The organism is Ruegeria sp. AWH4_226, assembly GCF_056159225.1.
Genome location: NZ_JBSWUU010000001.1, coordinates 2,362,501 through 2,383,861, shown reverse-complemented (window position 1 = coordinate 2,383,861; position 21,361 = coordinate 2,362,501). Strand labels below are relative to the sequence as shown.

The following is a 21,361-nucleotide window of genomic DNA, read 5'->3' as shown; positions in this document are numbered from 1 at the left end:
AGAAGACTTCCTTTCCAACAATTTCAGAGGGTTCGTGACAGAAAAACCCGCCCTGGGAAAGGGCGGGCTTCACGTTCATTGCTGTACTGCTCAATGCACCACAGCATCATCCGGTCGCGGGCGTTCTGACGTACCCAAACGGTCGCCGATGATCAAACCGTCAGCCCCGGCACTGACCGGGACGGTCTCACCATCCTTGATCTCGCCAGCCAGCAGCGCCTCGGCCAGCGGGTTCTGCAAGGCGCGTTGGATTACACGTTTTAACGGACGCGCGCCGAAGACCGGATCATAGCCTTCGTTCGCCAACCATTCCTTTGCGCTATCATCCAGGGCCAGTTCGATCTTGCGGGCCGCCAGACGCTTTTGCAGACGCGCCATCTGAATATCGACGATGCCATCCATATCGGCCCGCTTGAGCCGGTCAAAGATGATGGTCTCGTCCAGACGGTTCAGGAATTCGGGCCGGAAATGTGCCCGGACCGCGTCCATCACATCCCGCCGCGCCTGCGCACTGTCCGCACCTTCGGGCAACTGGCTGAGCGCCTGAGAGCCGAGATTCGACGTCAGGATGATCAGCGTCTGCTTGAAATCCACGGTGCGACCCTGACCATCGGTCAGAACACCATCATCCAGAACCTGCAACAGCACGTTGAACACATCCGGATGCGCCTTTTCGACCTCGTCAAACAGCACGACCTGATAGGGCCTGCGCCGCACAGCTTCGGTCAGCACACCACCTTCGTCATAACCAACATAGCCCGGAGGAGCACCGATCAGACGGGCGACCGCGTGTTTCTCCATGAACTCGGACATGTCGATGCGAACCATCGCGTTGTCGTCGTCGAACAGGAAGTTCGCCACGGCCTTGGTCAGTTCGGTTTTACCCACACCAGTCGGCCCGAGGAACAGGAACGAACCCAACGGGCGGTTCTCGTCGTTCAAACCCGCCCGCGCACGGCGCACCGCATTGGCCACGGCGGTTACCGCCGCATCCTGACCGATCACGCGAGAATGCAGATCATCTTCCATCCGCAGCAGCTTCTCACGCTCACCTTCCAGCATTTTCGAGGTCGGGATACCGGTCCAGCGTTCGACCACCGAAGCGATCTGTTCCGGACGCACGGTTTCCTCGGCCATCATGGCATTGCTTTCCTGACTTTCGGCTTCGGTCAGCTTTTTCTCAAGCTCAGGGATGACGCCATAAGACAGCTCACCGGCCTTGGCGAGGTTGCCTTCCCGCTTGGCGATCTCCAGATCGGCCCGCGCTTTGTCGAGCTGCTCTTTCAGATCCCGCGCACCGGCAAGCTTGTCGCGTTCAGCCTGCCACTGAGCAGTCATCTCGGCGGATTTCTCCTGCAGATCGGCCAGATCCTTTTGCAAGGTTTCCAGACGATCCTTGGATGCCGCGTCATCTTCCAGCTTCAGCGCCTCTTCCTCGATCTGCATCTGCAGGATCTGGCGATCCAACTGATCGAGTTCTTCTGGTTTGGAGTCCACCTCCATCCGCAGACGCGACGCCGCTTCATCAACAAGGTCGATGGCTTTGTCAGGCAGAAAACGGTCGGTGATATAGCGATGTGACAGGGTCGCCGCCGAGACCAACGCCGAGTCCGAGATGCGCACACCATGGTGCAGCTCATACTTCTCCTTGATGCCGCGCAGGATGCTGATCGTGTCTTCGACCGTCGGCTCCTGCACCATCACAGGCTGGAACCGGCGCGCAAGGGCTGCGTCTTTTTCAACGTATTTGCGGTACTCATCCAAAGTGGTCGCGCCGATACAATGCAGCTCACCTCGGGCAAGCGCGGGCTTGATCAGGTTGGCGGCATCCATCGCGCCGTCGGATTTGCCGGCCCCGACCAGCGTGTGCATCTCGTCGATGAACAGGATGATCTCACCAGCGGCCTCGGTCACCTCTGTCAGAACGGCCTTGAGGCGTTCTTCGAACTCACCGCGGTATTTCGCACCGGCGATCAGCGCACCCATGTCGAGCGCCAGCAGCTTCTTGTCCTTCAGCGACTCCGGCACGTCGCCGTTTATGATGCGCAGGGCCATGCCCTCGGCAATTGCGGTTTTACCAACGCCGGGTTCACCGATCAGAACCGGGTTGTTCTTTGTGCGGCGCGACAAAACCTGCATCGAGCGGCGGATTTCCTCATCCCGCCCGATGATCGGGTCAATCTTGCCCTCAGCTGCAGCCTCAGTCAGATCGCGCGCATATTTCTTGAGCGCATCATAGCCTTCTTCCGCAGACGCGCTGTCAGCGGTGCGACCCTTACGGATATCGTTGATCGCTTCGTTCAGCTTTTGCGCGGATACGGCACCGGCTTCCAACGCCTCCTTGGCTTTGGATTTTACCATGCACAGCGCCATCAGAACCCGCTCGACTGGCACAAAGCTATCGCCTGCTTTGGTGGCGATCTTCTGCGCCTCGTCCAGTACCTTGGCGGTCTGGCCGTCCATGTAGATCTGACCGGAGTCACCGCTGACCTTCGGAATCTTGCCCATCGCGGCGTCCAATGATTCAACCACACGGGTGGGTGCGCCGCCTGCGCGTGTGATCAGATTGCTTGCCAACCCCTGATCGTCATCCATCAAAGCCTTGAGTATATGTGTGGGCTCCAGCCTCTGGTGCCCCTCGCGCAAAGCAATTGTTTGCGCGGCCTGCACGAACCCCCGTGCCCGCTCGGTGAACTTGTTCAAGTCCATTGTATTCTCCTTTTCAAAGCGCCCTAGGTGTGACGCGCCCGCTTGGCGGCACGCGTCGATCTGGGCCTCAATTCCAATCTGGGAAATATCTTCGTTCGTTCAAGTGTCTAAATCTCAGATTCGCGCCCAAACGGCCTATCGGCGCGGGATCGAGTAAACCGTGTATCCGCCGGTTTGCGCCACTTCGCGCGCAGGGTACAATTCGACCAATGACCGGTCTGCATCACTGCCCGTCGGACAGGAAACCAAGTCTGCAGCATCATCCAGAAAATTGACCGTAAACGCCGTTTCTCCGGTTAACTGACAGTCGTCATCGCCAGATCGATACCCGCGTACGAAGCGCAAGTCATCGTTGGGTGGCGGTCTGTCGACCGTGTTCGACTCCCCGCTTTGCGGTGATGTGTCCTGACATCCCGCCAGAGCCATCAGGAGTCCTGCTATCAACACTTGTCTCATGCTCTCCCCATCCGTTAACCACGTTTATGCAACCGGCAGCATAACATAATCTCGTCCTGTCTGCCTGATCTTGATCGCAGGACTGTCTTGCATGGACAGCGGGCGCGGAACCCGATAGGACGCAGGCGTTTGCCAAAAAGGAGCCTGCCCGATGTCCGATGACCGCCTGATCGTTGCCCTAGATGTTCCGAACGCCCTGCAGGGATTGGCCATGGCTGAGCGTCTGGGGGATACCGTGTCCTTCTACAAAATCGGGCTGGGCATGCTGACCGGCGGCGGATTGGCGTTGGCGAACGAACTCAAGCAGGATTACGGCAAGCGCATCTTTCTGGATATGAAACTGTTCGATATCGGCAATACGGTAGAGAGTGCGGTGCGCGGGTTGGCGCAGTTCGATCTGGATTTCCTGACTGTTCACGGTGACCCCCATGTGGTGCGCGCCGCGAAAGAGGGCGCTTCGGGTAAGGACTTGAAGATTTTGGCCGTCACCATCCTTACCTCGCTAAATCGCGATGACCTGGATGCCTGCCTGATGAAAGACGGCGACGTGCAAGAACTGGTGGTTGAACGCGCAGCCCGCGCGCTTGAGGCCGGGGCCGATGGCGTCATCGCCAGCCCCCACGAAGCTGCCTTGATCCGCGCCTTGCCTCAAGCCGAAGGCCGTCTGATCGTGACGCCCGGTGTGCGCCCGGCGGGTGCGGCATTAGGCGATCAGAAACGCGTCGCAACACCCGCCAGTGCAATCGGCGATGGCGCCGACCACATCGTTGTCGGGCGTCCGATCTATCAAGCAGTGAATCCAAAGGCCGCGGCAGAGGCGGTTCTTGCTGAGTTAAATTCCTTGACACGGCACTGAAACGCCCAATGAAACCAGCAGGATTCCGCGCTGAATCACCCTGCAACCAGTTGACCTTGCGTCACTTTTGTGGGGGCTGCCTACAATTCGTCCCTGTGCCCCAAAACACACAGGCAAAACACTAGTTTTCGAAGTGTGACCTAGGCGCTATCGAAACCCCCGTTTTTTAGCGATTCTGGATTGGTAATACTCCCCGCGGACCGTTTCTTCCTGTGGTCCGTTACCTCCCCCCGCCACTTCGCGGGGGGTCTTCTTCTGGACAAAGACTATGATGTCGATGCGCGCCAATGCTTTGCGCATCCGCGGCGGTTGGTATATGCAAACTGCTGACGGGATCGCACGGAAGGCGGGAAAATTTCATGCCCGGTCTCTGCCGAGATTGCTTGACCACATTGACGGATGAACGGCGCTGCCCTGCTTGCGGCAGCCCGCGCGTCAAGATGCACCCCGAGCTTTTTGACCTGTCCATCGCGCATATGGATTGCGATGCGTTTTATGCCTCGGTCGAGAAACGCGACAATCCGGAACTGGCTGACAAACCCGTAATTATCGGTGGCGGCCGCCGCGGCGTGGTTTCCACCGCCTGCTACGTTGCGCGAATCCGTGGGGTACGGTCGGCCATGCCAATGTTCAAAGCCCTCCAGCTTTGCCCAGATGCAGTGGTTATCAAGCCGCGCATGTCTGTCTATGCCGAGGTCTCACGCGAGATTCGTAAAATGATGGACGAGCTGACCCCTGTCGTTGAACCCCTGTCGCTGGACGAAGCTTTCATGGACCTGTCCGGCACCCAACGCCTGCACGGTGCCCCGCCCGCAGTGATGCTGGCGCGACTGGTAAAGCGGATGAAAGATGAACTGGGTGTGACCGGCTCGATTGGGTTGTCACATAACAAGTTCCTGGCCAAGGTCGCCTCGGACCTCGACAAGCCGCGCGGGTTTTCAGTGATCGGCAAGGCCGAAACCGCCGAGTTTCTGCATGACAAACCCGTTCGACTGATCTGGGGTATCGGCCCCGCTGCGCAGGCGTCTCTTGATCGTGCGGGTATCCGCAGCTTCTCTGATCTGCTGCGCTGGGACCAAGAGGCGCTGACAGCTCGCTTCGGCTCCATGGGCTATCGGCTGTGGCACTTGGCGCGCGGGCAGGACAAGAGGCGTGTCTCGGCCCATGAGCCGATGAAATCCATCAGCAACGAGACCACTTTTTTCGAGGATACCGCCAGTCTCGACATTCTGGACGGTCATCTTTGGCGCATGGCGGAAAAGGTTGCCGATCGCGCCAAGGCCAAAGGATTGGCTGGCCGGGTGGTCACATTGAAGCTCAAGAGATCAAACCACAAGATCATCACACGACGTGTCTCATTACATGACCCCACGCAGATCGCAGACCGTCTGTATCGCACCGCCCGCGGGCTGTTTGATCAGGTCGGGGATCAAGGGCCATATCGCCTGTTGGGGGTTGGCCTGTCAGACTTGTGTCCTGAGTCGCAGGCCGACATCTCCGGCGATTTGCTGGACCCTGCAGCAACCCAGCGGTCGCAGGCTGAACGCGCCACCGACGAAATCCGACGCCGCTTTGGCAGCGACGCAATTGTGAAAGGTCGTGCCCTGCGCTGAGTCTACTCGGCCGCCAGACGCAGCGATTCATTTCCAATGCTGGCGATATCCCGGATGATATCGCGCAGTGTTTCCTGAAATGCTGCGAAGTTCTCATTCGGTTCTATTTTGACTTCATCCATGTACAGCGCCCGATCAACTTCGATCTGAACCGCATGCTGATGGCGGGCGGGACGGCCGTAGGTCTGGGTGACATAGGCCCCGGCAAAGGGCGCGTTGCGTGCGACATTCAAACCGGCGGCGACGCAGGCTGCTTCGATTCTGTCCACAACCTCGGCCGAGGCTGAAGCGCCGAACCGGTCCCCTAAAACCACATCAGGGCGGCTGGTTTTTGAACTGCCGACCATCGCAACAGCTTCATGCGGCATCGAGTGGCAATCAACCAGGATCGCCTGCCCGAATGCGTCATGGGATTCCTTCAGCAAGGATTTGACGCGCGCATGATAGGGTCGCCAACAGGTATCGATGCGCAGACGCGCCTCATCCATGGTCAGTTTGCCGCGATAAATCGCACGCCCATTCGCCACGACGCGCGGAATCACCCCAAGCCCTGAGGCCACGCGCGGATTGTGCCCAGACCGGCGCGCACCTTGTATCAATGCCGGGTCCAGCTCATCCGCGCTGCGGTTCAGGTCCAGATATGCGCGTGGCATTACTGCCGATATCATCGGCGCACCAAACAAGGTGGCGGCAGAAAACAACTGATCTACAAAGGCATCTTCCGACGAACGAATCATGCTTTCGTTCAAAACCGTCCGCTTCAGAAGCGATTGAGGGTAGTTTCGACCACTGTGAGGAGACGAAAAAACAACGCAAGATGTGCGGCTGGTCGGCATATCCAGTACGTAGGGGATATTCTGCATGGTGACTCCTTGTTCAGATCGAACATAGACCGGAAAATAGTTCTGCCAAACCCCTTGAACCCCTTGGCGAGTCCTTTTATAGACCCCGCTACCGGCGCGGGTCTCTGCGCCCCATTTCGTTTTGGGGCAGGGTAACGCAAAGGTTCGTGGGCGGTTAGCTCAGCGGTAGAGCACTTCGTTGACATCGAAGGGGTCACAAGTTCGATCCTTGTACCGCCCACCATCGTTTCACTGTTCCGGGTATCCGGGGCACCCGCTAACCCAGGCGCTGGCCACGTCTTTGATGAAGGCGCCGCAGATTGGAGACAGACCCATGAAGGTCAGGAACTCGCTCCGCTCGCTCAAGAACCGGCACCGTGATTGCCGGATTGTGCGTCGCAAAGGCCGCGTCTACGTGATCAACAAGACGCAGCGCAAGTTCAAAGCACGTCAAGGCTGAGACTTACGCACTAACTCAAAAAAAGACCGCGCCCTTGGGTGCGGTTTTTTTATGGGCGTAACGGGGCTTACATGCCCGACGTCATTGCTTCAGCGAATGACAGTTTTCAGAACAAGCAGCAGTCATATAATCTGTTGCCGCGCTGTTCCGGGCCAATAATGTAGTCCGAATACTCGTTGAGATACACGAACATGTAAATTTAGAATATCAGTGGATTGCAGCTAAACGGGTGAGGTCGCTTTGCAAAACGGTGTGACGTACAGACTTCTAACGATTGCTTCGATTTACTTTCTTACCGTGTGTTCAGCGCAGGCACATTCCGACGAAGGTTATGGCGGTGGGTTTGTGGCAGGGTTTACGCACCCAATCCTTGGCTGGGATCACGCCGCGGCCATGGTCGCCGTTGGCCTTTGGGGGGCATTTCTTGGTGCGCCGGCACTTTTGGTCCTGCCGATAATATTTCCGTTGATCATGGCATTTGGAGCAGTTGCCGGCATCATTGGCATTTCCATTCCCGCCATCGAAACAGGGATCGCGCTCTCGGCGGTTGTGCTGGGTACACTGATTGCCTTTGCGACAAAACTTAACATTTGGTTGTGTGTAGGGATTGTTGGTGTCTTTGCAATTTTTCACGGCTACGCTCATGGCGCGAAACTGCCAGCAGTGTCGGGCGCATTCCCTTATGTCGTGGGGTTCATAGTTTCGACCGGCATTCTGCATCTTATCGGAATTTCGTTTGGGTCGGTCGTACGCTGGCCTTATGGCGAGGCTATAGTGCGTGGCGTTGGTGGGTTGATAGGTCTAGCGGGCATCGTTTTTCTCACTGGTGTGGCCCAGGGATGAGAAGACAGACTTACCTAGCTTGCCTGCCTTTTTTGATTTCTGCCGGTCCGGCTGCGGCACATGGGGCTTTGCCGGGCGTCGAGGGGTTTTACGCCGGATTGCTCCACCCCTTTTCGACACCGGCCCAGGCGCTGCTTTTACTCGGCCTGGCTTTGGTTGTCAGTGGCTTCAAACCAGAAGGCACAAAATTTTTGTTCGCCGGTTTTCTTCTTGCCAGCGTGTTGGGTCTGACAGTTCCCTATCCTTTTGAGACCATTGACGCGATGCTGTTTGCGGCGGCTTTTCTCGTTTGCTCGCTGGCAGCACTGCGACCGGGCAAATCAATTCTGTTTTCTCTGGTTGTCGTGGCCCTTGGTGCAGGTCTGATCGGAGTTGCTTCTGTTCCGGACGACGGTCCGATCCCTGACGCGCTGCCAACCATGGCTGGATCTTTGATCGGCGCAAACCTTGGTTTGTTTTATCTTGCCGGTGTTTTTCTTCTGGCCCGAAACCGCTTTACCAATCCCTGGGTCGACGTTGCCTTTCGCGTCGCGGCCGCGTGGCTTGGGGCCATCTCGCTTTTGATGTTGGCACTGGGTTTTGCCGACCCGGTCTTGGCGGTTTAAGTGACATAGAACAGCCGAACTCAAGTGGTCTGGGTTACCTGTAAGTGCAGGGCCGTTGCTGCGACCCCAATTCTGTTGTTCTGCAAGCAATGTGTGAACAACTGCCGCCGTGTATCCTGAAATTATTAGCCAACTGCCCGTTTTATTTTCAGAGATTTGCTTGCATTTGCAAAGGAATCGTATCATTGACTATTTCACTCAGGAATAAACGCAACGATTCACAAAGTTGAGAGATACGATGCTGAAACCCTCTACCTGCGCCACCGCTGCCCTGGTGGCGTTGATGTCAACCTCTGTCGCCGCCGAAGGCGAATTGAACCTGTATTCCTCGCGCCATTACGATACCGACGAACGCCTCTATAGCGATTTTGAAGAGGCGACCGGGATCACGATCAACCGCATCGAAGGCAAAGCCGATGAGCTTATTGCACGGATGGAAGCTGAGGGCGCGAATTCGCCTGCGGATGTATTGCTGACCGTGGACACCTCGCGCCTCGAACGTGCCAAAGACGCGGGCGTTCTGCAATCAATCGATAGTGCCGTTCTGGAAGAGCGTATCCCTTCGAACCTGCAAGATAGCGACAATCAGTGGTTCGGCTTCTCGCAGCGCGCGCGCATTCTGTTTTATGATAAGAATGACGTAAGCGAACCACCGCAGACATACGCCGACCTCGCTGACCCAAAGTACAAAGGACAGGTCTGCATCCGCTCTGGCGGTAACGTCTACAGCCAAACCATTCTGGCGGCGATTATTGAACATGCAGGCGCAGACGCAGCTAAAGACTGGGCTGAAGGCGTTGTCGCAAACTTTGCTCGTGAACCGCAGGGTGGTGACACAGACCAACTGCGTGGCATTGTTTCAGGTGAGTGCGATATCGCGATGTCGAACACCTACTATTTCGCCCGTGCAATCCGCAAAGATGTTGACGGCGTATCCGCCGACCGCGATATGATCGGTTGGGTCTTCCCAGATCAGGACGGCAATGGGGCGCATGTAAACCTGTCAGGTGGCGGCGTTGCTGCAAACGCGCCAAACAAGGAAAACGCAATCAAGTTCCTTGAGTATCTGGCGAGCGATCAAGCGCAGCAGTATTTCTCGGCCGGCAACGATGAATACCCCGCGGTCGAGGGTGTCGCCATTTCAGACTCGGTCTCAGAATTGGGTGACTTCAAAGCTGACGCCGTGGACCTGTCGGCTGTCGCAAAAAATGTACCCGAAGCACAAAAAATCTATAACGAGGTCGGCTGGAAGTAATCCAGGGCAAAAACCCGAGCTACTGGAAGGGCGCAAAGATTTCTTTGCGCCCTTTCTTATTGACGAGGATTTGTTTTCTTAATATTTTCTCATATATGATCTCTATTCCCGTATATGAACGATGCTGGACAACCTCTCAAACCGCCTTGCCAACCGTCTAAAGGAATTGCGCCAAAGCCACGGATGGTCCCTTGATCAAATGGCAGACCAAAGCGGGGTTAGTCGTGCGACGCTGTCTCGTTTAGAGAAAGGCAATGTCAGTCCAACGGCGGAAACTCTGGGTAGGCTTTGCGCTGCTTATGGTCTTCCGATGTCTCGACTTCTTATGATGGTCGAAGACAGTTTTGATCCGCGTGTCCCGTTCGAGCGACAGCCTGAATGGAGTGACCCGGAAACCGGATTCACCCGCCGCTCGGTATCCCCGCCAGCCAACGGCCTCAGCGCAGAGGTAATTGAGGGTCACTTGCCGCCGGGTACGGTGATCTCGTACGACGTGCCGCCAAAACCGGGGCAGGAGCATCATTTGGTCATGTTGGATGGGGCTTTGACGTTGACAGTAGATGGCATTCCGCACGATCTGAATGGCGGGGATTGCCTGCGTTATCATCTTTCGGGTCCAACCCGATTTGAAACGTCGCTTGAGCGTGGGGCTCGATATCTGCTGGTTCTGATATGATTTCGCGTCTCGACGTAGAGGGCTTTGACGCGGCAGTGAGTGACCTTGCCGATATCCTGCACGCCTGTGTGCAGGATGGGGCAAGTGTTGGATTTATCTTGCCCTTTACGCTGGAACAGTCACACACATATTGGCAGACCAAAGTACGGCCAAACCTGGACAGCGGCGCACTGGAGATTTTTGCGGCCCATGACAAGGGACGCGTTTTGGGCACGGTGCAGCTGATCCCGGCGGCGATGCCGAATCAACCGCATCGCGCCGATGTTGCCAAGCTACTGGTTCATCCACATGCCAGACGCCAAGGGCTGGCACGAACCCTTATGGCCGCGCTTGAGGATCGTGCCGTCGCTCTGGGTCGTACCTTGCTGGTGCTGGACACCCGCAGCACAGATCCATCACGTCTACTGTACCAAAACATGGGGTATCAGATCGCCGGAGAGATACCGAACTTTTGCCGCAACCCGTTCGAAGACCGGCTGGAGCCCACGACCTACATGTACAAACGCCTTGGGTATTCTTAGCCCTAAGGTTGTGTCGACGATACTTCTCATAGAGCAGTTCACACGATTGCAGCGCGTATGTGAGGGCTGGACAGAGAAGGACGCAGGTGAAATTGAATTCGTGAGAGCTGTGGCACAAGCGGTGTCTTTAGGCGCAAGAAATAAACGCTGTCGATGACCTCTGCTTTCCAATGCAAGTGAATTTTCGTTTTTTGTCACGCCGAAAATGCCCACTTTTGAGTGTCACGGCGCAATGAAGAATCTAATGGCCCAAGGGGATTCTCGAGTGCTCGAAAAACAAGTCGATACCGTATTTTGAAGTCGCAGCCCACCGGTTGGCCGCGATTGGGCTGGCGGCATAAACAAACGCCTTACGGGTGCCGGATCAGTTCCTGCCGAATGTCGCCTTGAGTTCTGCGACCTGCTCTGAATCCAGCATCCGTGTTGGCATGCCCCGCAGGGCCAACACCAACTTGGCTGTTTCTTCCAACTCCTCCGCTGCGCAGACAGCCGCGAACAGATCTGTTCCTGAAACGACGGGGCCGTGATTGGCTAGCAAGACGGCTCCATAATTTCCACCCAACGCGCGGATAAGATCGCCGGATTTGGGATCGCCCGGCTTGACATAGGGTATCATTTTGACAGTACCGACCCGCATCACCACATATGGGGTCAGTGGCGGGATACAGTCATTTGGGTCTGTTTCCTCGAGGCAGGACAATGCGGTTGCTGAGGTTGAATGCAAATGCACCACCGCGCCCGCCTCTGGCCTTGTCTCATAGAAGGCTTGATGCAGAAAGACCTCTTTGGTCGGTGCGTCACCGGATACGTGATTGCCATCCAAATCAAGTTTTGCAATGCGTGCCGGGTCGATATTGCCGAGTGAAGAATTGGTTGGCGTCATAAGTACGCCATCCTGCACGCGTGCCGAGACATTGCCCGCAGTTCCAACCGAATACCCACGCGCAAACAAGGATGCGCAGAGATCCGACATCTGCTGCCGGAGCACCAGCTCATCAGAGGTCATCGCCCTGTCTCCATCTTCTTGAGGGCTTTCGCAAAAAAGTCAGGTGAACCGAAGTTTCCGGATTTCAATGCCAGCCCAATGGGTTCAGTTCTTCCAACACTCAGGACTGGCACCCCCGGATCAATCTCAGGTCCGATCGACATCGCCGGTGCATCAAGAATTTTCGATACGGCTTGAGACACGGCACCAGACGTCTCCCCTCCTGCCACGACCAGGCGTTTATAGCCGATTTGAACAAGAACGCGCGCCGTGCTTGCAAACAGATCGTCCAGCTTTGTCGCCACGGCGTCCGGGCCGAATTGATCCTGGATCGCGCGCACTTCATTCGGGCTTCCGGAAGAAAAGGCCAATGGCGCCTGACCAGGATGCGCGTTGAAAAAATCAACAAGTGTCTGTGTGTTTATGTCACCGGCCATCACGCCCGGAACATCGATGGCCAATGTCGGATGCGACATCGAATGCGTTTCGATTTGCCTGCGGGTTGCGCCGGAACAAGACCCCGCAAGGATCGCTTCCGGGCCGGAGATTCCTGTGAACGCGATACCAGACCTTTTTGATGATGTTTGCCTGATAATGTTTCTGGCTAGCCCCAGCGCTATGCCCGATCCCCCTGTAATCAGCTTGGCGTTTTGCAAAGCGTCACCCCAAGCCAACAGGTCTGCGTCCGATATTGCATCGCCAATAACAAATCGCTCCTCCGCGTTTTGCAGCGCGTCAGAAATTGCCCTTGCACCTTGCATGACGGTGTCTATTGAAACCAACCCGACAGAGTGTCTGGTCTGATGGCTTAACCATCGCCTGATATCCGCATCTGTCATCGGCGTAAGCGGGTGATCTTCCATCCCGGACTCAGGCAAAAGCTTGCCCTGCACAAATAGATGACCTTGGTATACCGTACGCCCTGTTGTCGGAAAAGCCGGACAGAAAACGACCTTTGTCGCGCCGAGTTCATCGGCGAGCGCTTCGGCAACTGGGCCGATATTTCCCTGTCTCGTGGAGTCAAAGGTCGAGCAGTATTTGAAGATGAACTGATGGCACCCCTGATCCACCAGCCACTGCAACGCGCGCAGGCTGTCCGAGATAGCCTTGTCGCGCGGTGCGGTGCGGCTTTTGAGCGAGATCACACCCGCTTCGATCTCTTTATCCGCCGAAGACGTCGGAATGCCGGGAAACTGCGCTGTACGCAATCCACCTTCCGGCTCAACACCCTTTGCCAAGGTGTTCGCGATATCACTTGCACCGGTGAAGTCATCAGCGATCACACCTATTTTCATAGATCGATATCCCTCGTCGGCCCGCGGTCCAATCTGTGAATATGCGGTGCCGCGCCAACGGGGAAAACCTCGCGCACAAGCGGATCGTGTCCGGGTACAATCAGCCGTGGGTGCGACGCCAGCCTCTCAAGCGTGTCGAACCCGTCCATCATGTCTTGTAGGTCGACCACTATGGGAAAAGCTTTGCGTGCCATGAAATTTTCATAGTAGTGCGACGCATCCGAGGCCAGAACCATCCATCCAGCGGCCGTTCGCACACGCACGCATTGTAACCCGCGAGAATGGCCTCCGACGCAGTGTACCGTGACCCCATCGGAAATTTCGGCATCGCCTTCGTGGAAAATAACCTTTCCTGAATAAAGGCGTTTTACGGCCTCGCACACATGGTCTGCCGTAAAGGGTGCCTTTAAGTTGCCGTCGCACATGCATGGGCCGGTTGCGAAGGCCATTTCAGCAGTTTGAATGTGCAATGTCGCATTCGGGAACAGATGCAGCCCGCCGGCATGATCGTAGTGCAGGTGCGTCACGATAATTTGGCTAACGGCTTCAGGTGTAATCCCAAGTGGGCGCAAGGCCTCACGCGGGTCCATTGCGATGGGGCGACCACGCGCCGCTGCTTCTCCAGCATCATAACCGGTATCGACCAGAATGACTTCGTTGCCGCGCGTGAGCACCCAAATGAAATAATCCATCGCATGAGTTGCATCGTGATCGTCGTCAATGATGAAACTGTCGGCGCGAGTCCGAGCGTTGCGATCTGCGTATTTAACGGCGTGAATTTCCCAATCATTCATCGGAAGACCTCGGAATACTGGTGAACAACCTTGGCGGCAATCATAGCGGTCACAGCTGCATCAAACGACTTGAAATGCGCGCTTTCGAGGTGGGCAGCAAACGCAACCTTGTCGTCATAAACCTCATAAAGGAACACCGTATCGGGATCGTCTCCCATGCACACATCGAACTGCTGGCATCCTGGTTCATCGCGCACAGAGGTTGAGGCGTTTTCGACCATCAACGGCAAAAAAGCATCGTTCGAACCGGGTTTTAGGGTGAAGGTTACAGTAACCACAAACATCAAACAGATTGTCCTTTCAGACGTGAGAAGGCGCGCTTGGCGACAGGCAATTGACTGAGGATTACAGCAATATTCAGCACGAGCAGGATGGCAGCACCAGGTCGGGATAAAAAGACCGACACGTCCCCATCTGACAGAAACAGCGATCGGCGGAAGGTTTCGTCAAAAAGGCCTCCCAGAATAACCCCTATGACCAGCGGGGCGATTGGGTATTTCATGAGGTTCATGAAATAAGCCACGGCGCCGACGCCAAGCATCAGATAGAGGTCATTGATTCCACCTCCGACGCTGAAAGACCCGATCGTTGTCAAAACCATAACAACCGGCAAGAAGATCGTCTGCGGTATAGCGAGTATCCTGATAAAAACGCGCGCCGTGAACAGCCCCATCAGGAACATTGTCAGGGATGCCAGCACAAGAATCGCAACCACGCGCAGGATGATCTCGGGATCTATCGTCGGGCCCGGGATCACGTTGTTGATCTTGAATGCCCCCATCAAGGCCGCTGCGGGTGGTGACCCGGGAATGCCCAGCACCAAAAGCGGGATCAATGCGCCACCGATACAGGCGTTGTTGGCCGTCTCGGAACATAGCAGACCTTCCAATGACCCTTTACCAAACTTGTCGCCCTCGGACGATACGGTTTTGCCGACGCCGTAGCTGACCCATCCGGCAACATCTTCGCCGACGCCCGGTAGCGCACCAACACCGGTTCCGATCACGCCCGACCGGCCAATAGTTGGCAGATACCGACGAACCGAGTGAAGGTTCGGAAGGATGCGACCTTTAAGGGCTAGCACTTTCCCTGCCTCAACATGACGTAAACCGTCGATGATCTGAGGAATGGCAAAAGCTCCCATAAGCACGGGCACAACCAGAAAACCACTCATTAGGTAAGACCAGCCGAAGGTATAGCGCGGCTCGGACAGTAACGGGTCAAGCCCAACCATGGACATCGCAAGCCCGATCAGACCCGCGATCCATCCCTTAATGACAAGGTCTTCGCTCATCAAAGTGCCGGAAAGAAGAATGCCGAAAAGCGCAAGCAGGGCCTTTTCGGGGCTGGCAATGTTCTTTGAGACCAAAAGCAGCGCCCAGACAAAAATCAAAAGCGTTATGGTCCCGATCACCGTGCCAATAAAACTGGCTGTGGTGGTCAGCCCAAGTGCTTCGCCGCCGCGCCCCGCCTTGGCCAAAGGATAGCCATCCATTGCGGTTGCGGCGCTGGCTGCTGTGCCGGGAATGTTCAACAGTATTGAGGGGTAAGAACCACCGTAAATCGCGCCGACATAAGCCCCTAGCAATGCGATCAGTGAATAGTCCAGCGGTATTTTGTTGCCGAAAAAACCGGTCAAGATCGTCACCGCCAACGTCGCCGTGAGGCCTGGCAATGCGCCGAATGTGATGCCTAGGAACACGGATGCGATCAGATACAGATAGGTCAGCGGGTCTACGGCCAGGCCCACGAAGGCGGTCCCAAATCCAGCCAATTGCGAAAGGATAAAGTCCATCCGGTCAGTCTTTCCATAACGGACGAAGCGTCACGTAGTAGTGGTATTCGATTTGCTTGAACATCGGCCCGCCGCGTGCCGGAACGTTCTGGCGGAACACAAAGGCCATCGCGCAAACAAGGATGAGCGGAGCCAGAATCGCGACCAATGGAACGAACCGCAGAATACGCTCGGACTTAGCTTTGCTGAGTACCAACAGGGTCAGTACAAACCATATGGTCAGCGTTACCCAATCATCGCCATGCGCATTCCATTCTGCCTGTTCGCGAAACATGATGACCGCAAATAGTCCGGCTGCGGCAACTGCAATGCAGGCCACCAAGGCACGCCGTGCGTGGCCGCCGTAGAAGCCGAAAGTCAAAGCTGTAATCAACAGCCCTGAACACAGAATAAAGTCCACCCTTGGAACCAGCCCAACAACATATGCAAAGAGTATCAGGCTGATCGTGGAGGTTCGGTAGGTTTCGGTTTTGTCCCACCCGATCCCAATTGCACTCAGCGCGTTTTGAGCACCACCCGACCTGATCGAAATGGTCAGCAAAACAATAGAAAGGGCAAGCAATCCGCCAAAGATGAACAAAGGTACGATTGCCGCTGAATTGTACCAATCCGACCCGCTCACGCCCGCGCGGTTCTCTCCCCACAGCGGAATATCTGACGTCTTCCACAGAAAGAAAACTGAAACGGCAATTAGGACAATGGATGCCCAGAAATCGCGCGTCCGCATGACCAGCGTTTCGTTGGTATTTTTCATATCCTGCCTCTCATAAGAAAAGAGCGCGGCGTATCGCGCTCTTTTACGAACTTTGCGAGTTAGGGCTTTTCGATACCCAACGAGGCGGGATCGACCGTAGCAGCGCCCAGATCTTTCAGGGTATAGGCAAAAGTGGCCTCAAGGTTCGCAAACAGTGCTTGCGCCTCTTCGCCATGTTGACCACCGACATCATAGTTGTTCGCTGCGGCCCACGTCGCGACGGTTTCGGATGCAATCGCCTGTTCGAACGCCTCGCCCAAAGCTGATTTTACGTCTTCCCCAGCCGAATTGTGTACAGCAAATCCGATCGCTTGTTTCAGTGGCAGATACTGGTCTAGACCGTCGTAGACATCAAACGCCGAAGGCACCGTAGTTCCTGCAATCTGCGCATCTTCTGGTGTCAACATCGCAAGGGGTCTAAGTTGACCGCCCTCAATCAGCGGGGCCTGTTCCGCCAATGAGGTCACAACCAGCGCTACCTCGCCTGCAATGGCTGCTTCCTGACCGGGTGCCGATCCTTTGTAGGGAACAAACTTGAACTCAGCCCCGGACCCTTTCTCGATCGCGAGAAGGTTCAGATGGTGGATGGAGCCTGCCCCGGACGCGGCGGCTGGAATTGTGCCAGGAGCAGCCTTGGCAGCGTCGACCAATTCTTCCAGCGTGTTGTAAGGACTGTCCGCAGGAACTGAGATCAGATCGGGCGATCCGCCAACGATGAACGGATACCAGAAGTCAAACTTCTTGTCCCAACCGCCCTGCACGGCTGCGGTGACGTTCGACTCGGACAGACCAACCAGCGTATATCCATCGTCGGGCTGGTTCATTACATAGACCATGCCGTTAGAGCCAGCGACCCCACCCGTCTGATTGATCACATTGATAGAGACCGGCAGGTGCTTTTCCATCTCGGCCATGATCATGCGGTTGATCGTGTCGGTGCCGCCTCCGGCCCCCCAGACCACGGCAGTGGTGATATCCCGATAGGGGTAGTCCTGCGCGGCGGCAATCCCTGCAATCCCGGTCGCCATCACGGCTGCGGCCGCCAACCGCCCTAGCTTAAGTTTCATTTCCAAGTCCTCCCATAACAACTTCGCGTTTATTGTTGCATTTATTTGCGTATACATTAAAGAATGCATTGTCAACGGAGAGTGATGAAAGCCGAAATTGCGATGAGACGGCGAAACGGGAAGGACGCAGGCCAAGATGAAAAAGACGTATGATGTTGCAGTGTTTCACGGGGACGGTATCGGTCCTGAAATCATGGCGCCCACACTAGACATTCTGCGTCATCTCTCAGTCAGCAATCCAAGTTACGATTTGGCGTTCACGGATGCGCCCGCAGGCGCATCCCACTACGCAGCAACCGGCGAGTCTTTTCCAAAGCGGTCGCTGGAAATGGCCCGTAAGGCGGACGCGATTCTGTTGTCTGCGATGGGCTTGCCGGATGTGCGCTACGCAGACGGAACCGAGATTTCACCGCAGATTGACCTGCGCAAGCAGCTTGGCCTTTTTGCTGGTGTGCGTCCGGTAAAGGTAAGCAGCGGACAAACGACTCCCTTGTCGCTGCCCAATGGAAAAGAGATCGACTTTGTATTGATCCGTGAAAGCACCGAAGGGCTGTTTTTCACCCAAGGCGCAGGTGAAATTACAGATGATGAGGCGCGTGAAACCCTTTTGATCACCCGTGAGGTTTCCGAAAAGCTTTTTCGTTTCGCGTTTGAGCTAGCCAAGAACCGCAAGGCGTCCGGGCGCGGCCGGGGGCGGGTGACATGCGTTGACAAAGCAAATGTTTTCCGCGCCTTTGCATTCTTCAGATCCTTGTTCGACGCAGAAGCAATGCTGCATCCCGATTTACAGGCAGACCATGCCTATGTTGATGCGACCGCGCTGTGGATGGTTCAAAAGCCCTGGGAATTCGATGTTCTGGTAACCGAAAACATGTTTGGCGATATCCTTTCTGACCTAGGCGCGGGTCTTATGGGAGGTCTTGGCCTAGCACCTTCCGCGGATATTGGCCTGAGTCACGCTGTATTCCAACCTTGCCATGGTTCTGCACCGGATATTGCCGGACAGGGCATTGCCAACCCATTTGCGATGATACTGTCCGCGGCAATGATGCTGGAATGGCTAGGTTTGACAAATGATCACCCAGAGCTGTCCAACGACGGCGCGCGGTTGCGCGAGGCCGTGGAAAAGGTAACGGCAAATGGTTACAACCTGACGCGGGATTTGGGCGGTACCGCTGGCACGCAGGACGCCGCGTTATCGGTTTTGGAAGCATTGAAGACATGAATACTCAACAGGTTATCAAAGTCGCCTGTGTCGGGGCGGGATATTTCAGCAAGTTCCACTACGAAAGCTGGTCACGCATGCCCGGCGCTGTTCCGGTTGCATCGTGCAACCGGGATATCGACAAGGCCAAAGCCACGGGTCTGCCAGCCTACAACGACCTTTCGCTGATGCTTGAGGTTGAAAAGCCGGACCTTGTTGACATTATCCTTCCGCCCGTGGCGCAGGCCGACGCCATTCGAACCGCACTGCGCTTGGGTATTAAATGGCTGATCTGTCAAAAGCCTTTTTGCAAATCTCTGAGTGAAGCAAAAGAAGTCGTTTCAGAGGCCGAGGCGGTTGGAGCCACTCTTGTTGTACATGAGAATTTTCGCTTTCAGCCTTGGTACCGTGCAATCAAGGCGGCGATGGAAAAGGGTAGCATCGGCACGCCTTTACAAGCAACTTTCCGGCTTCGGCCCGGTGACGGGCAGGGGCCGCGTGCCTATCTTGACCGGCAACCCTACTTTCAGGACATGCCGCGCTTCCTGGTGCATGAAACAGCGGTTCATTGGGTCGATACATTCCGGTTTTTGTTCGATGCGCCTTTGGCCGTTTACGCGGATCTACGTCAAGTAAACCCGGCAATCGCTGGTGAGGACGCGGGTTACATCCTGTTCGACCATCCAAACGGGATGAAAGCTCTGTTCGATGGGAACAGGTGCCTTGACCACAGTGCTGATAACCTGCGTCAGACCATGGGCGAAGCGCTAGTTGAAGGCACCGAAGGTTCGCTGGGACTGAACGGTGATGGCTCCGTAGAGCTTCGCGCATTTGGAGATCAGAGGAAGCAGCAGATTCTACCCCCAGCCGATCGCAATGGATTTGGCGGCGACTGCGTGCACGCCTTGCAAAGTCACGTCGTTTCAGGCCTTCTAACGGGCACGCCGCTGGAGAATGCAGCCCGCGACTATCTGGATGTAATTCGCATCGAAGAAATGATCTATCTTTCGGCTGCGAAAGGCCGAAAGATCAACCTGGAGACGCCGTGAACCAACAGGACAACAAAACGCTTTCCAATACGCAACGCGCGGTTCGGGATTTGCGCCGGATGATCCTGTCTGGCGAGCTTGCTGCGGGGACTGATCATCTGGAATCGGAGTTGGCCGAGGCACTGGGCATGTCCCGCACCCCGATACGAGAAGCTGCATTGATGTTGGAAAGCAAGGGGCTGCTGGAGATGCGGCCGCGCAAAGGGGTGCGCATCCTGCCTGTTTCGTCCGAAGACATGCGCGAAATCTATGACGTCCTGACGGAACTCGAAAGTCTCGCAGCGCAGCGCGCTGCGGAGGCGGGTTATTCCAAGCAAGACTTAGCTGTTCTTGCTGGATCGATCGCACAAATGGATCAAGCGATCGAAGCCGGAGATCTGGAAGCCTGGGCGGAAGCTGATGAGCTCTTTCACCAGGAACTTGTGCGACTAGGTGGCAACAAACGGATCGAAGCGATTGTGGCGATGATGAGCGATCAGGTTCGCCGCGCACGCGCGACGACGCTGTTTATCCGGCCTTTACCGGTCAAGTCCAACGAAGATCACCGGATCGTTTTTCAAGCGATTAGCGAAGGCCGGCCGGATGTGGCGCGTGAACGCCATCGGGAACATCGTTTGCAAGCCAAGGCTATGCTGTGCGGGATCCTGGAAAAGCATCGGCTGAACAGCCTCTGATCAGGGTGAATAGCATCCTGAAACAAAAAGTCCCTGAAGCTGCCTGTGGCATAGCTGCCAAGGGTTCCGATCCGGCAGGTTCGGCAACCTGATTAGCTGGCTACTGGTTCTGCGGTGGGTGGTAAAACCTTCATTGTTGCTGTCATGCCCGGCCGCGCAAGGGAAAAAGACAAGTTACTTGTCACACCGTTATTCATTTGCTTGAGATTCCAGCGTCGCCATGAGCCGTTTGCCGAGCGAAAAGACGTGGTGGCAGGCGTATGCGTTACAATCTCGTCTCTGAATCGTTACGCCCGTTTTCTTGGCGCTGTGCTATCAGCGGACTAGCTTAGGAAATAACAAGCTCGACGACGGAGACAAATATGGCGCATCGCTGGACCAACACATTGACTCATGCAGACGTAACCCCTCGGGCGGCGTTTCTGAACCGGCGTCAGGTCATGGCGGGGCTGGCGGGTGTCGGGCTGGCTCATTTGGCAAAAGGCGCCTCGGCGCAAGAGGCATTGGAGCCCAACGCCTGGGAAGAGATCACTTCGTACAATAACTACTACGAATTTGGCACCGGAAAAGACGATCCGGTCAGATACGCGCATGCGCTGACCACTGAGCCATGGAGCGTCAAGATTGACGGACTGGTCGACAATCCGGGCGACTATGACTTCAAAGACATCATGTCCGAGATGACGGTCGAAGAACGCATCTACCGTTTCCGATGCGTCGAGGCGTGGTCGATGGTGATTCCGTGGAATGGGTTCGAACTGGCCGACCTGCTGAACATGGCGGGTGTGCAGGAAGGCGCCAAATACGTGGCCTTCGAAACTGCCCTGGTCCCTGATGAGATGCCCGGAGTTCGCTATCCGGTTCTGGACTGGCCCTATCGCGAAGGTCTGCGCTTGGACGAGGCGATG

22 protein-coding genes and 1 tRNA gene (1 of these 23 cut by a window edge) are annotated in these 21,361 nt (G+C 55.9%); 13 read left to right on the top strand and 10 right to left on the bottom strand.

Going from position 1 to position 21,361, the window contains the following annotated elements; genetic code table 11:
* Positions 1-90 precede the first annotated feature (90 nt).
* Entirely contained in the window at positions 91-2,709 is a 2,619-nt protein-coding gene (clpB, locus tag ACXAET_RS11785; protein ID WP_475185027.1) for an ATP-dependent chaperone ClpB, read from the bottom strand.
* A gap of 135 nt (positions 2,710-2,844) precedes the next feature.
* A complete protein-coding gene (locus ACXAET_RS11780; RefSeq protein WP_475185025.1) occupies positions 2,845-3,165 on the bottom strand; it encodes a hypothetical protein in 321 nt (106 codons plus the stop codon).
* Positions 3,166-3,316: 151 nt separating this feature from the next.
* Between ACXAET_RS11780 and pyrF the strand changes: the two genes are divergently transcribed.
* Together pyrF and ACXAET_RS11770 are read left to right on the top strand one after the other, a co-directional pair.
* A complete protein-coding gene (gene pyrF, locus ACXAET_RS11775; RefSeq protein WP_475185022.1) occupies positions 3,317-4,021 on the top strand; it encodes an orotidine-5'-phosphate decarboxylase in 705 nt (234 codons plus the stop codon).
* 359 nt (positions 4,022-4,380) lie between these two features.
* On the top strand, positions 4,381-5,634 hold the full coding sequence (locus tag ACXAET_RS11770; RefSeq protein ID WP_475185021.1) for a DNA polymerase IV: 1,254 nt from the start codon (positions 4,381-4,383) through the stop codon (positions 5,632-5,634).
* Positions 5,635-5,636: 2 nt separating this feature from the next.
* Here ACXAET_RS11770 and ACXAET_RS11765 read toward each other — a convergent pair whose 3' ends face one another.
* Positions 5,637-6,497, bottom strand: a complete 861-nt coding sequence (locus ACXAET_RS11765) for an N-formylglutamate amidohydrolase (RefSeq protein WP_475185018.1) — start codon at positions 6,495-6,497, stop codon at positions 5,637-5,639.
* Positions 6,498-6,645: 148 nt separating this feature from the next.
* On the opposite strand from ACXAET_RS11765, the gene ACXAET_RS11760 reads away from it, so the two are divergent.
* The 7 genes from ACXAET_RS11760 (at position 6,646) to ACXAET_RS11730 (ending at position 10,836) form a co-directional block, all read left to right on the top strand.
* Positions 6,646-6,720, top strand: a tRNA-Val gene (locus ACXAET_RS11760).
* 90 nt (positions 6,721-6,810) lie between these two features.
* Entirely contained in the window at positions 6,811-6,936 is a 126-nt protein-coding gene (ykgO, locus tag ACXAET_RS11755) for a type B 50S ribosomal protein L36 (RefSeq protein ID WP_085868787.1), read from the top strand.
* 252 nt (positions 6,937-7,188) lie between these two features.
* Positions 7,189-7,779, top strand: coding sequence for a HupE/UreJ family protein (locus ACXAET_RS11750; protein WP_475185012.1), 591 nt, complete (start codon positions 7,189-7,191; stop codon positions 7,777-7,779).
* A complete protein-coding gene (locus ACXAET_RS11745) occupies positions 7,776-8,384 on the top strand; it encodes a hypothetical protein (RefSeq protein WP_475185008.1) in 609 nt (202 codons plus the stop codon). The genes ACXAET_RS11750 and ACXAET_RS11745 overlap by 4 nt, the downstream gene beginning before the upstream one ends.
* A 238-nt stretch (positions 8,385-8,622) precedes the next feature.
* Positions 8,623-9,639, top strand: coding sequence for a Fe(3+) ABC transporter substrate-binding protein (locus ACXAET_RS11740; protein ID WP_475185004.1), 1,017 nt, complete (start codon positions 8,623-8,625; stop codon positions 9,637-9,639).
* A gap of 121 nt (positions 9,640-9,760) precedes the next feature.
* Positions 9,761-10,315 carry a helix-turn-helix domain-containing protein gene (locus ACXAET_RS11735; RefSeq protein ID WP_475185003.1) on the top strand — a complete coding sequence of 185 codons (555 nt, stop codon included), beginning with the start codon at positions 9,761-9,763 and terminating at the stop codon, positions 10,313-10,315.
* The gene (locus ACXAET_RS11730; RefSeq protein ID WP_475184998.1) at positions 10,312-10,836 is read left to right on the top strand and encodes an N-acetyltransferase family protein; all 525 of its coding nucleotides are present in this window, start codon (positions 10,312-10,314) and stop codon (positions 10,834-10,836) included. Before ACXAET_RS11735 ends, ACXAET_RS11730 begins: the two co-directional genes overlap by 4 nt.
* 364 nt (positions 10,837-11,200) lie before the next feature.
* Here the strand turns inward: ACXAET_RS11730 and otnC are convergent, their stop codons facing one another.
* The 7 genes from otnC to ACXAET_RS11695 are packed head-to-tail and all read right to left on the bottom strand — an operon-like array spanning position 11,201 to position 17,526.
* Positions 11,201-11,842 carry a 3-oxo-tetronate 4-phosphate decarboxylase gene (otnC, locus tag ACXAET_RS11725; protein WP_475184995.1) on the bottom strand — a complete coding sequence of 214 codons (642 nt, stop codon included), beginning with the start codon at positions 11,840-11,842 and terminating at the stop codon, positions 11,201-11,203.
* Positions 11,839-13,116, bottom strand: a complete 1,278-nt coding sequence (gene otnK / locus ACXAET_RS11720; RefSeq protein ID WP_475184993.1) for a 3-oxo-tetronate kinase — start codon at positions 13,114-13,116, stop codon at positions 11,839-11,841. The genes otnC and otnK overlap by 4 nt, the downstream gene beginning before the upstream one ends.
* Positions 13,113-13,910, bottom strand: coding sequence for an N-acyl homoserine lactonase family protein (locus ACXAET_RS11715; RefSeq protein ID WP_475184990.1), 798 nt, complete (start codon positions 13,908-13,910; stop codon positions 13,113-13,115). Before ACXAET_RS11715 ends, otnK begins: the two co-directional genes overlap by 4 nt.
* Positions 13,907-14,194: a putative quinol monooxygenase gene (locus ACXAET_RS11710; RefSeq protein WP_475184989.1), complete on the bottom strand. Its 288-nt coding sequence runs from the start codon at positions 14,192-14,194 to the stop codon at positions 13,907-13,909. Before ACXAET_RS11710 ends, ACXAET_RS11715 begins: the two co-directional genes overlap by 4 nt.
* Positions 14,194-15,705 carry a tripartite tricarboxylate transporter permease gene (locus tag ACXAET_RS11705; RefSeq protein ID WP_475184986.1) on the bottom strand — a complete coding sequence of 504 codons (1,512 nt, stop codon included), beginning with the start codon at positions 15,703-15,705 and terminating at the stop codon, positions 14,194-14,196. Before ACXAET_RS11705 ends, ACXAET_RS11710 begins: the two co-directional genes overlap by 1 nt.
* A gap of 4 nt (positions 15,706-15,709) precedes the next feature.
* Positions 15,710-16,459, bottom strand: a complete 750-nt coding sequence (locus ACXAET_RS11700) for a hypothetical protein (RefSeq protein ID WP_475184983.1) — start codon at positions 16,457-16,459, stop codon at positions 15,710-15,712.
* 59 nt (positions 16,460-16,518) lie between these two features.
* On the bottom strand, positions 16,519-17,526 hold the full coding sequence (locus tag ACXAET_RS11695; protein WP_475184981.1) for a Bug family tripartite tricarboxylate transporter substrate binding protein: 1,008 nt from the start codon (positions 17,524-17,526) through the stop codon (positions 16,519-16,521).
* Between the two features lie 136 nt (positions 17,527-17,662).
* On the opposite strand from ACXAET_RS11695, the gene ACXAET_RS11690 reads away from it, so the two are divergent.
* The 4 genes from ACXAET_RS11690 to msrP form a co-directional block, all read left to right on the top strand.
* On the top strand, positions 17,663-18,751 hold the full coding sequence (locus ACXAET_RS11690; RefSeq protein ID WP_475184979.1) for an isocitrate/isopropylmalate dehydrogenase family protein: 1,089 nt from the start codon (positions 17,663-17,665) through the stop codon (positions 18,749-18,751).
* Positions 18,748-19,779, top strand: coding sequence for a Gfo/Idh/MocA family protein (locus ACXAET_RS11685; RefSeq protein WP_475184975.1), 1,032 nt, complete (start codon positions 18,748-18,750; stop codon positions 19,777-19,779). Before ACXAET_RS11690 ends, ACXAET_RS11685 begins: the two co-directional genes overlap by 4 nt.
* On the top strand, positions 19,776-20,453 hold the full coding sequence (locus ACXAET_RS11680) for a GntR family transcriptional regulator (RefSeq protein ID WP_475184973.1): 678 nt from the start codon (positions 19,776-19,778) through the stop codon (positions 20,451-20,453). Before ACXAET_RS11685 ends, ACXAET_RS11680 begins: the two co-directional genes overlap by 4 nt.
* Before the next feature lie 362 nt (positions 20,454-20,815).
* On the top strand, positions 20,816-21,361 hold the 5' portion of the coding sequence (gene msrP, locus ACXAET_RS11675) for a protein-methionine-sulfoxide reductase catalytic subunit MsrP (protein ID WP_475184971.1). 357 nt of this gene lie beyond the right edge of the window; the window shows 546 of its 903 coding nt (coding positions 1-546); it begins with the start codon at positions 20,816-20,818; its stop codon lies beyond the right edge, outside the window.

What these genes read in the sequence shown, in the direction of transcription:
- ACXAET_RS11740 (WP_475185004.1), top strand. Translation starts at nt 8,623, where the DNA reads ATGCTGAAACCCTCTACCTGCGCCACCGCTGCCCTGGTGGCGTTGATG.
- ACXAET_RS11710 (WP_475184989.1), bottom strand. Translation starts at nt 14,194, where the DNA reads ATGTTTGTGGTTACTGTAACCTTCACCCTAAAACCCGGTTCGAACGAT.
- ACXAET_RS11765 (WP_475185018.1), bottom strand. Translation starts at nt 6,497, where the DNA reads ATGCAGAATATCCCCTACGTACTGGATATGCCGACCAGCCGCACATCT.
- ACXAET_RS11705 (WP_475184986.1), bottom strand. Translation starts at nt 15,705, where the DNA reads ATGGACTTTATCCTTTCGCAATTGGCTGGATTTGGGACCGCCTTCGTG.
- otnC (WP_475184995.1), bottom strand. Translation starts at nt 11,842, where the DNA reads ATGACCTCTGATGAGCTGGTGCTCCGGCAGCAGATGTCGGATCTCTGC.
- ACXAET_RS11700 (WP_475184983.1), bottom strand. Translation starts at nt 16,459, where the DNA reads ATGAAAAATACCAACGAAACGCTGGTCATGCGGACGCGCGATTTCTGG.
- ACXAET_RS11730 (WP_475184998.1), top strand. Translation starts at nt 10,312, where the DNA reads ATGATTTCGCGTCTCGACGTAGAGGGCTTTGACGCGGCAGTGAGTGAC.
- ACXAET_RS11685 (WP_475184975.1), top strand. Translation starts at nt 18,748, where the DNA reads ATGAATACTCAACAGGTTATCAAAGTCGCCTGTGTCGGGGCGGGATAT.
- otnK (WP_475184993.1), bottom strand. Translation starts at nt 13,116, where the DNA reads ATGAAAATAGGTGTGATCGCTGATGACTTCACCGGTGCAAGTGATATC.
- ACXAET_RS11695 (WP_475184981.1), bottom strand. Translation starts at nt 17,526, where the DNA reads ATGAAACTTAAGCTAGGGCGGTTGGCGGCCGCAGCCGTGATGGCGACC.
- ACXAET_RS11745 (WP_475185008.1), top strand. Translation starts at nt 7,776, where the DNA reads ATGAGAAGACAGACTTACCTAGCTTGCCTGCCTTTTTTGATTTCTGCC.
- ACXAET_RS11690 (WP_475184979.1), top strand. Translation starts at nt 17,663, where the DNA reads ATGAAAAAGACGTATGATGTTGCAGTGTTTCACGGGGACGGTATCGGT.
- ACXAET_RS11715 (WP_475184990.1), bottom strand. Translation starts at nt 13,910, where the DNA reads ATGAATGATTGGGAAATTCACGCCGTTAAATACGCAGATCGCAACGCT.
- ykgO (WP_085868787.1), top strand. Translation starts at nt 6,811, where the DNA reads ATGAAGGTCAGGAACTCGCTCCGCTCGCTCAAGAACCGGCACCGTGAT.
- clpB (WP_475185027.1), bottom strand. Translation starts at nt 2,709, where the DNA reads ATGGACTTGAACAAGTTCACCGAGCGGGCACGGGGGTTCGTGCAGGCC.
- ACXAET_RS11735 (WP_475185003.1), top strand. Translation starts at nt 9,761, where the DNA reads ATGCTGGACAACCTCTCAAACCGCCTTGCCAACCGTCTAAAGGAATTG.
- pyrF (WP_475185022.1), top strand. Translation starts at nt 3,317, where the DNA reads ATGTCCGATGACCGCCTGATCGTTGCCCTAGATGTTCCGAACGCCCTG.
- ACXAET_RS11780 (WP_475185025.1), bottom strand. Translation starts at nt 3,165, where the DNA reads ATGAGACAAGTGTTGATAGCAGGACTCCTGATGGCTCTGGCGGGATGT.
- ACXAET_RS11770 (WP_475185021.1), top strand. Translation starts at nt 4,381, where the DNA reads ATGCCCGGTCTCTGCCGAGATTGCTTGACCACATTGACGGATGAACGG.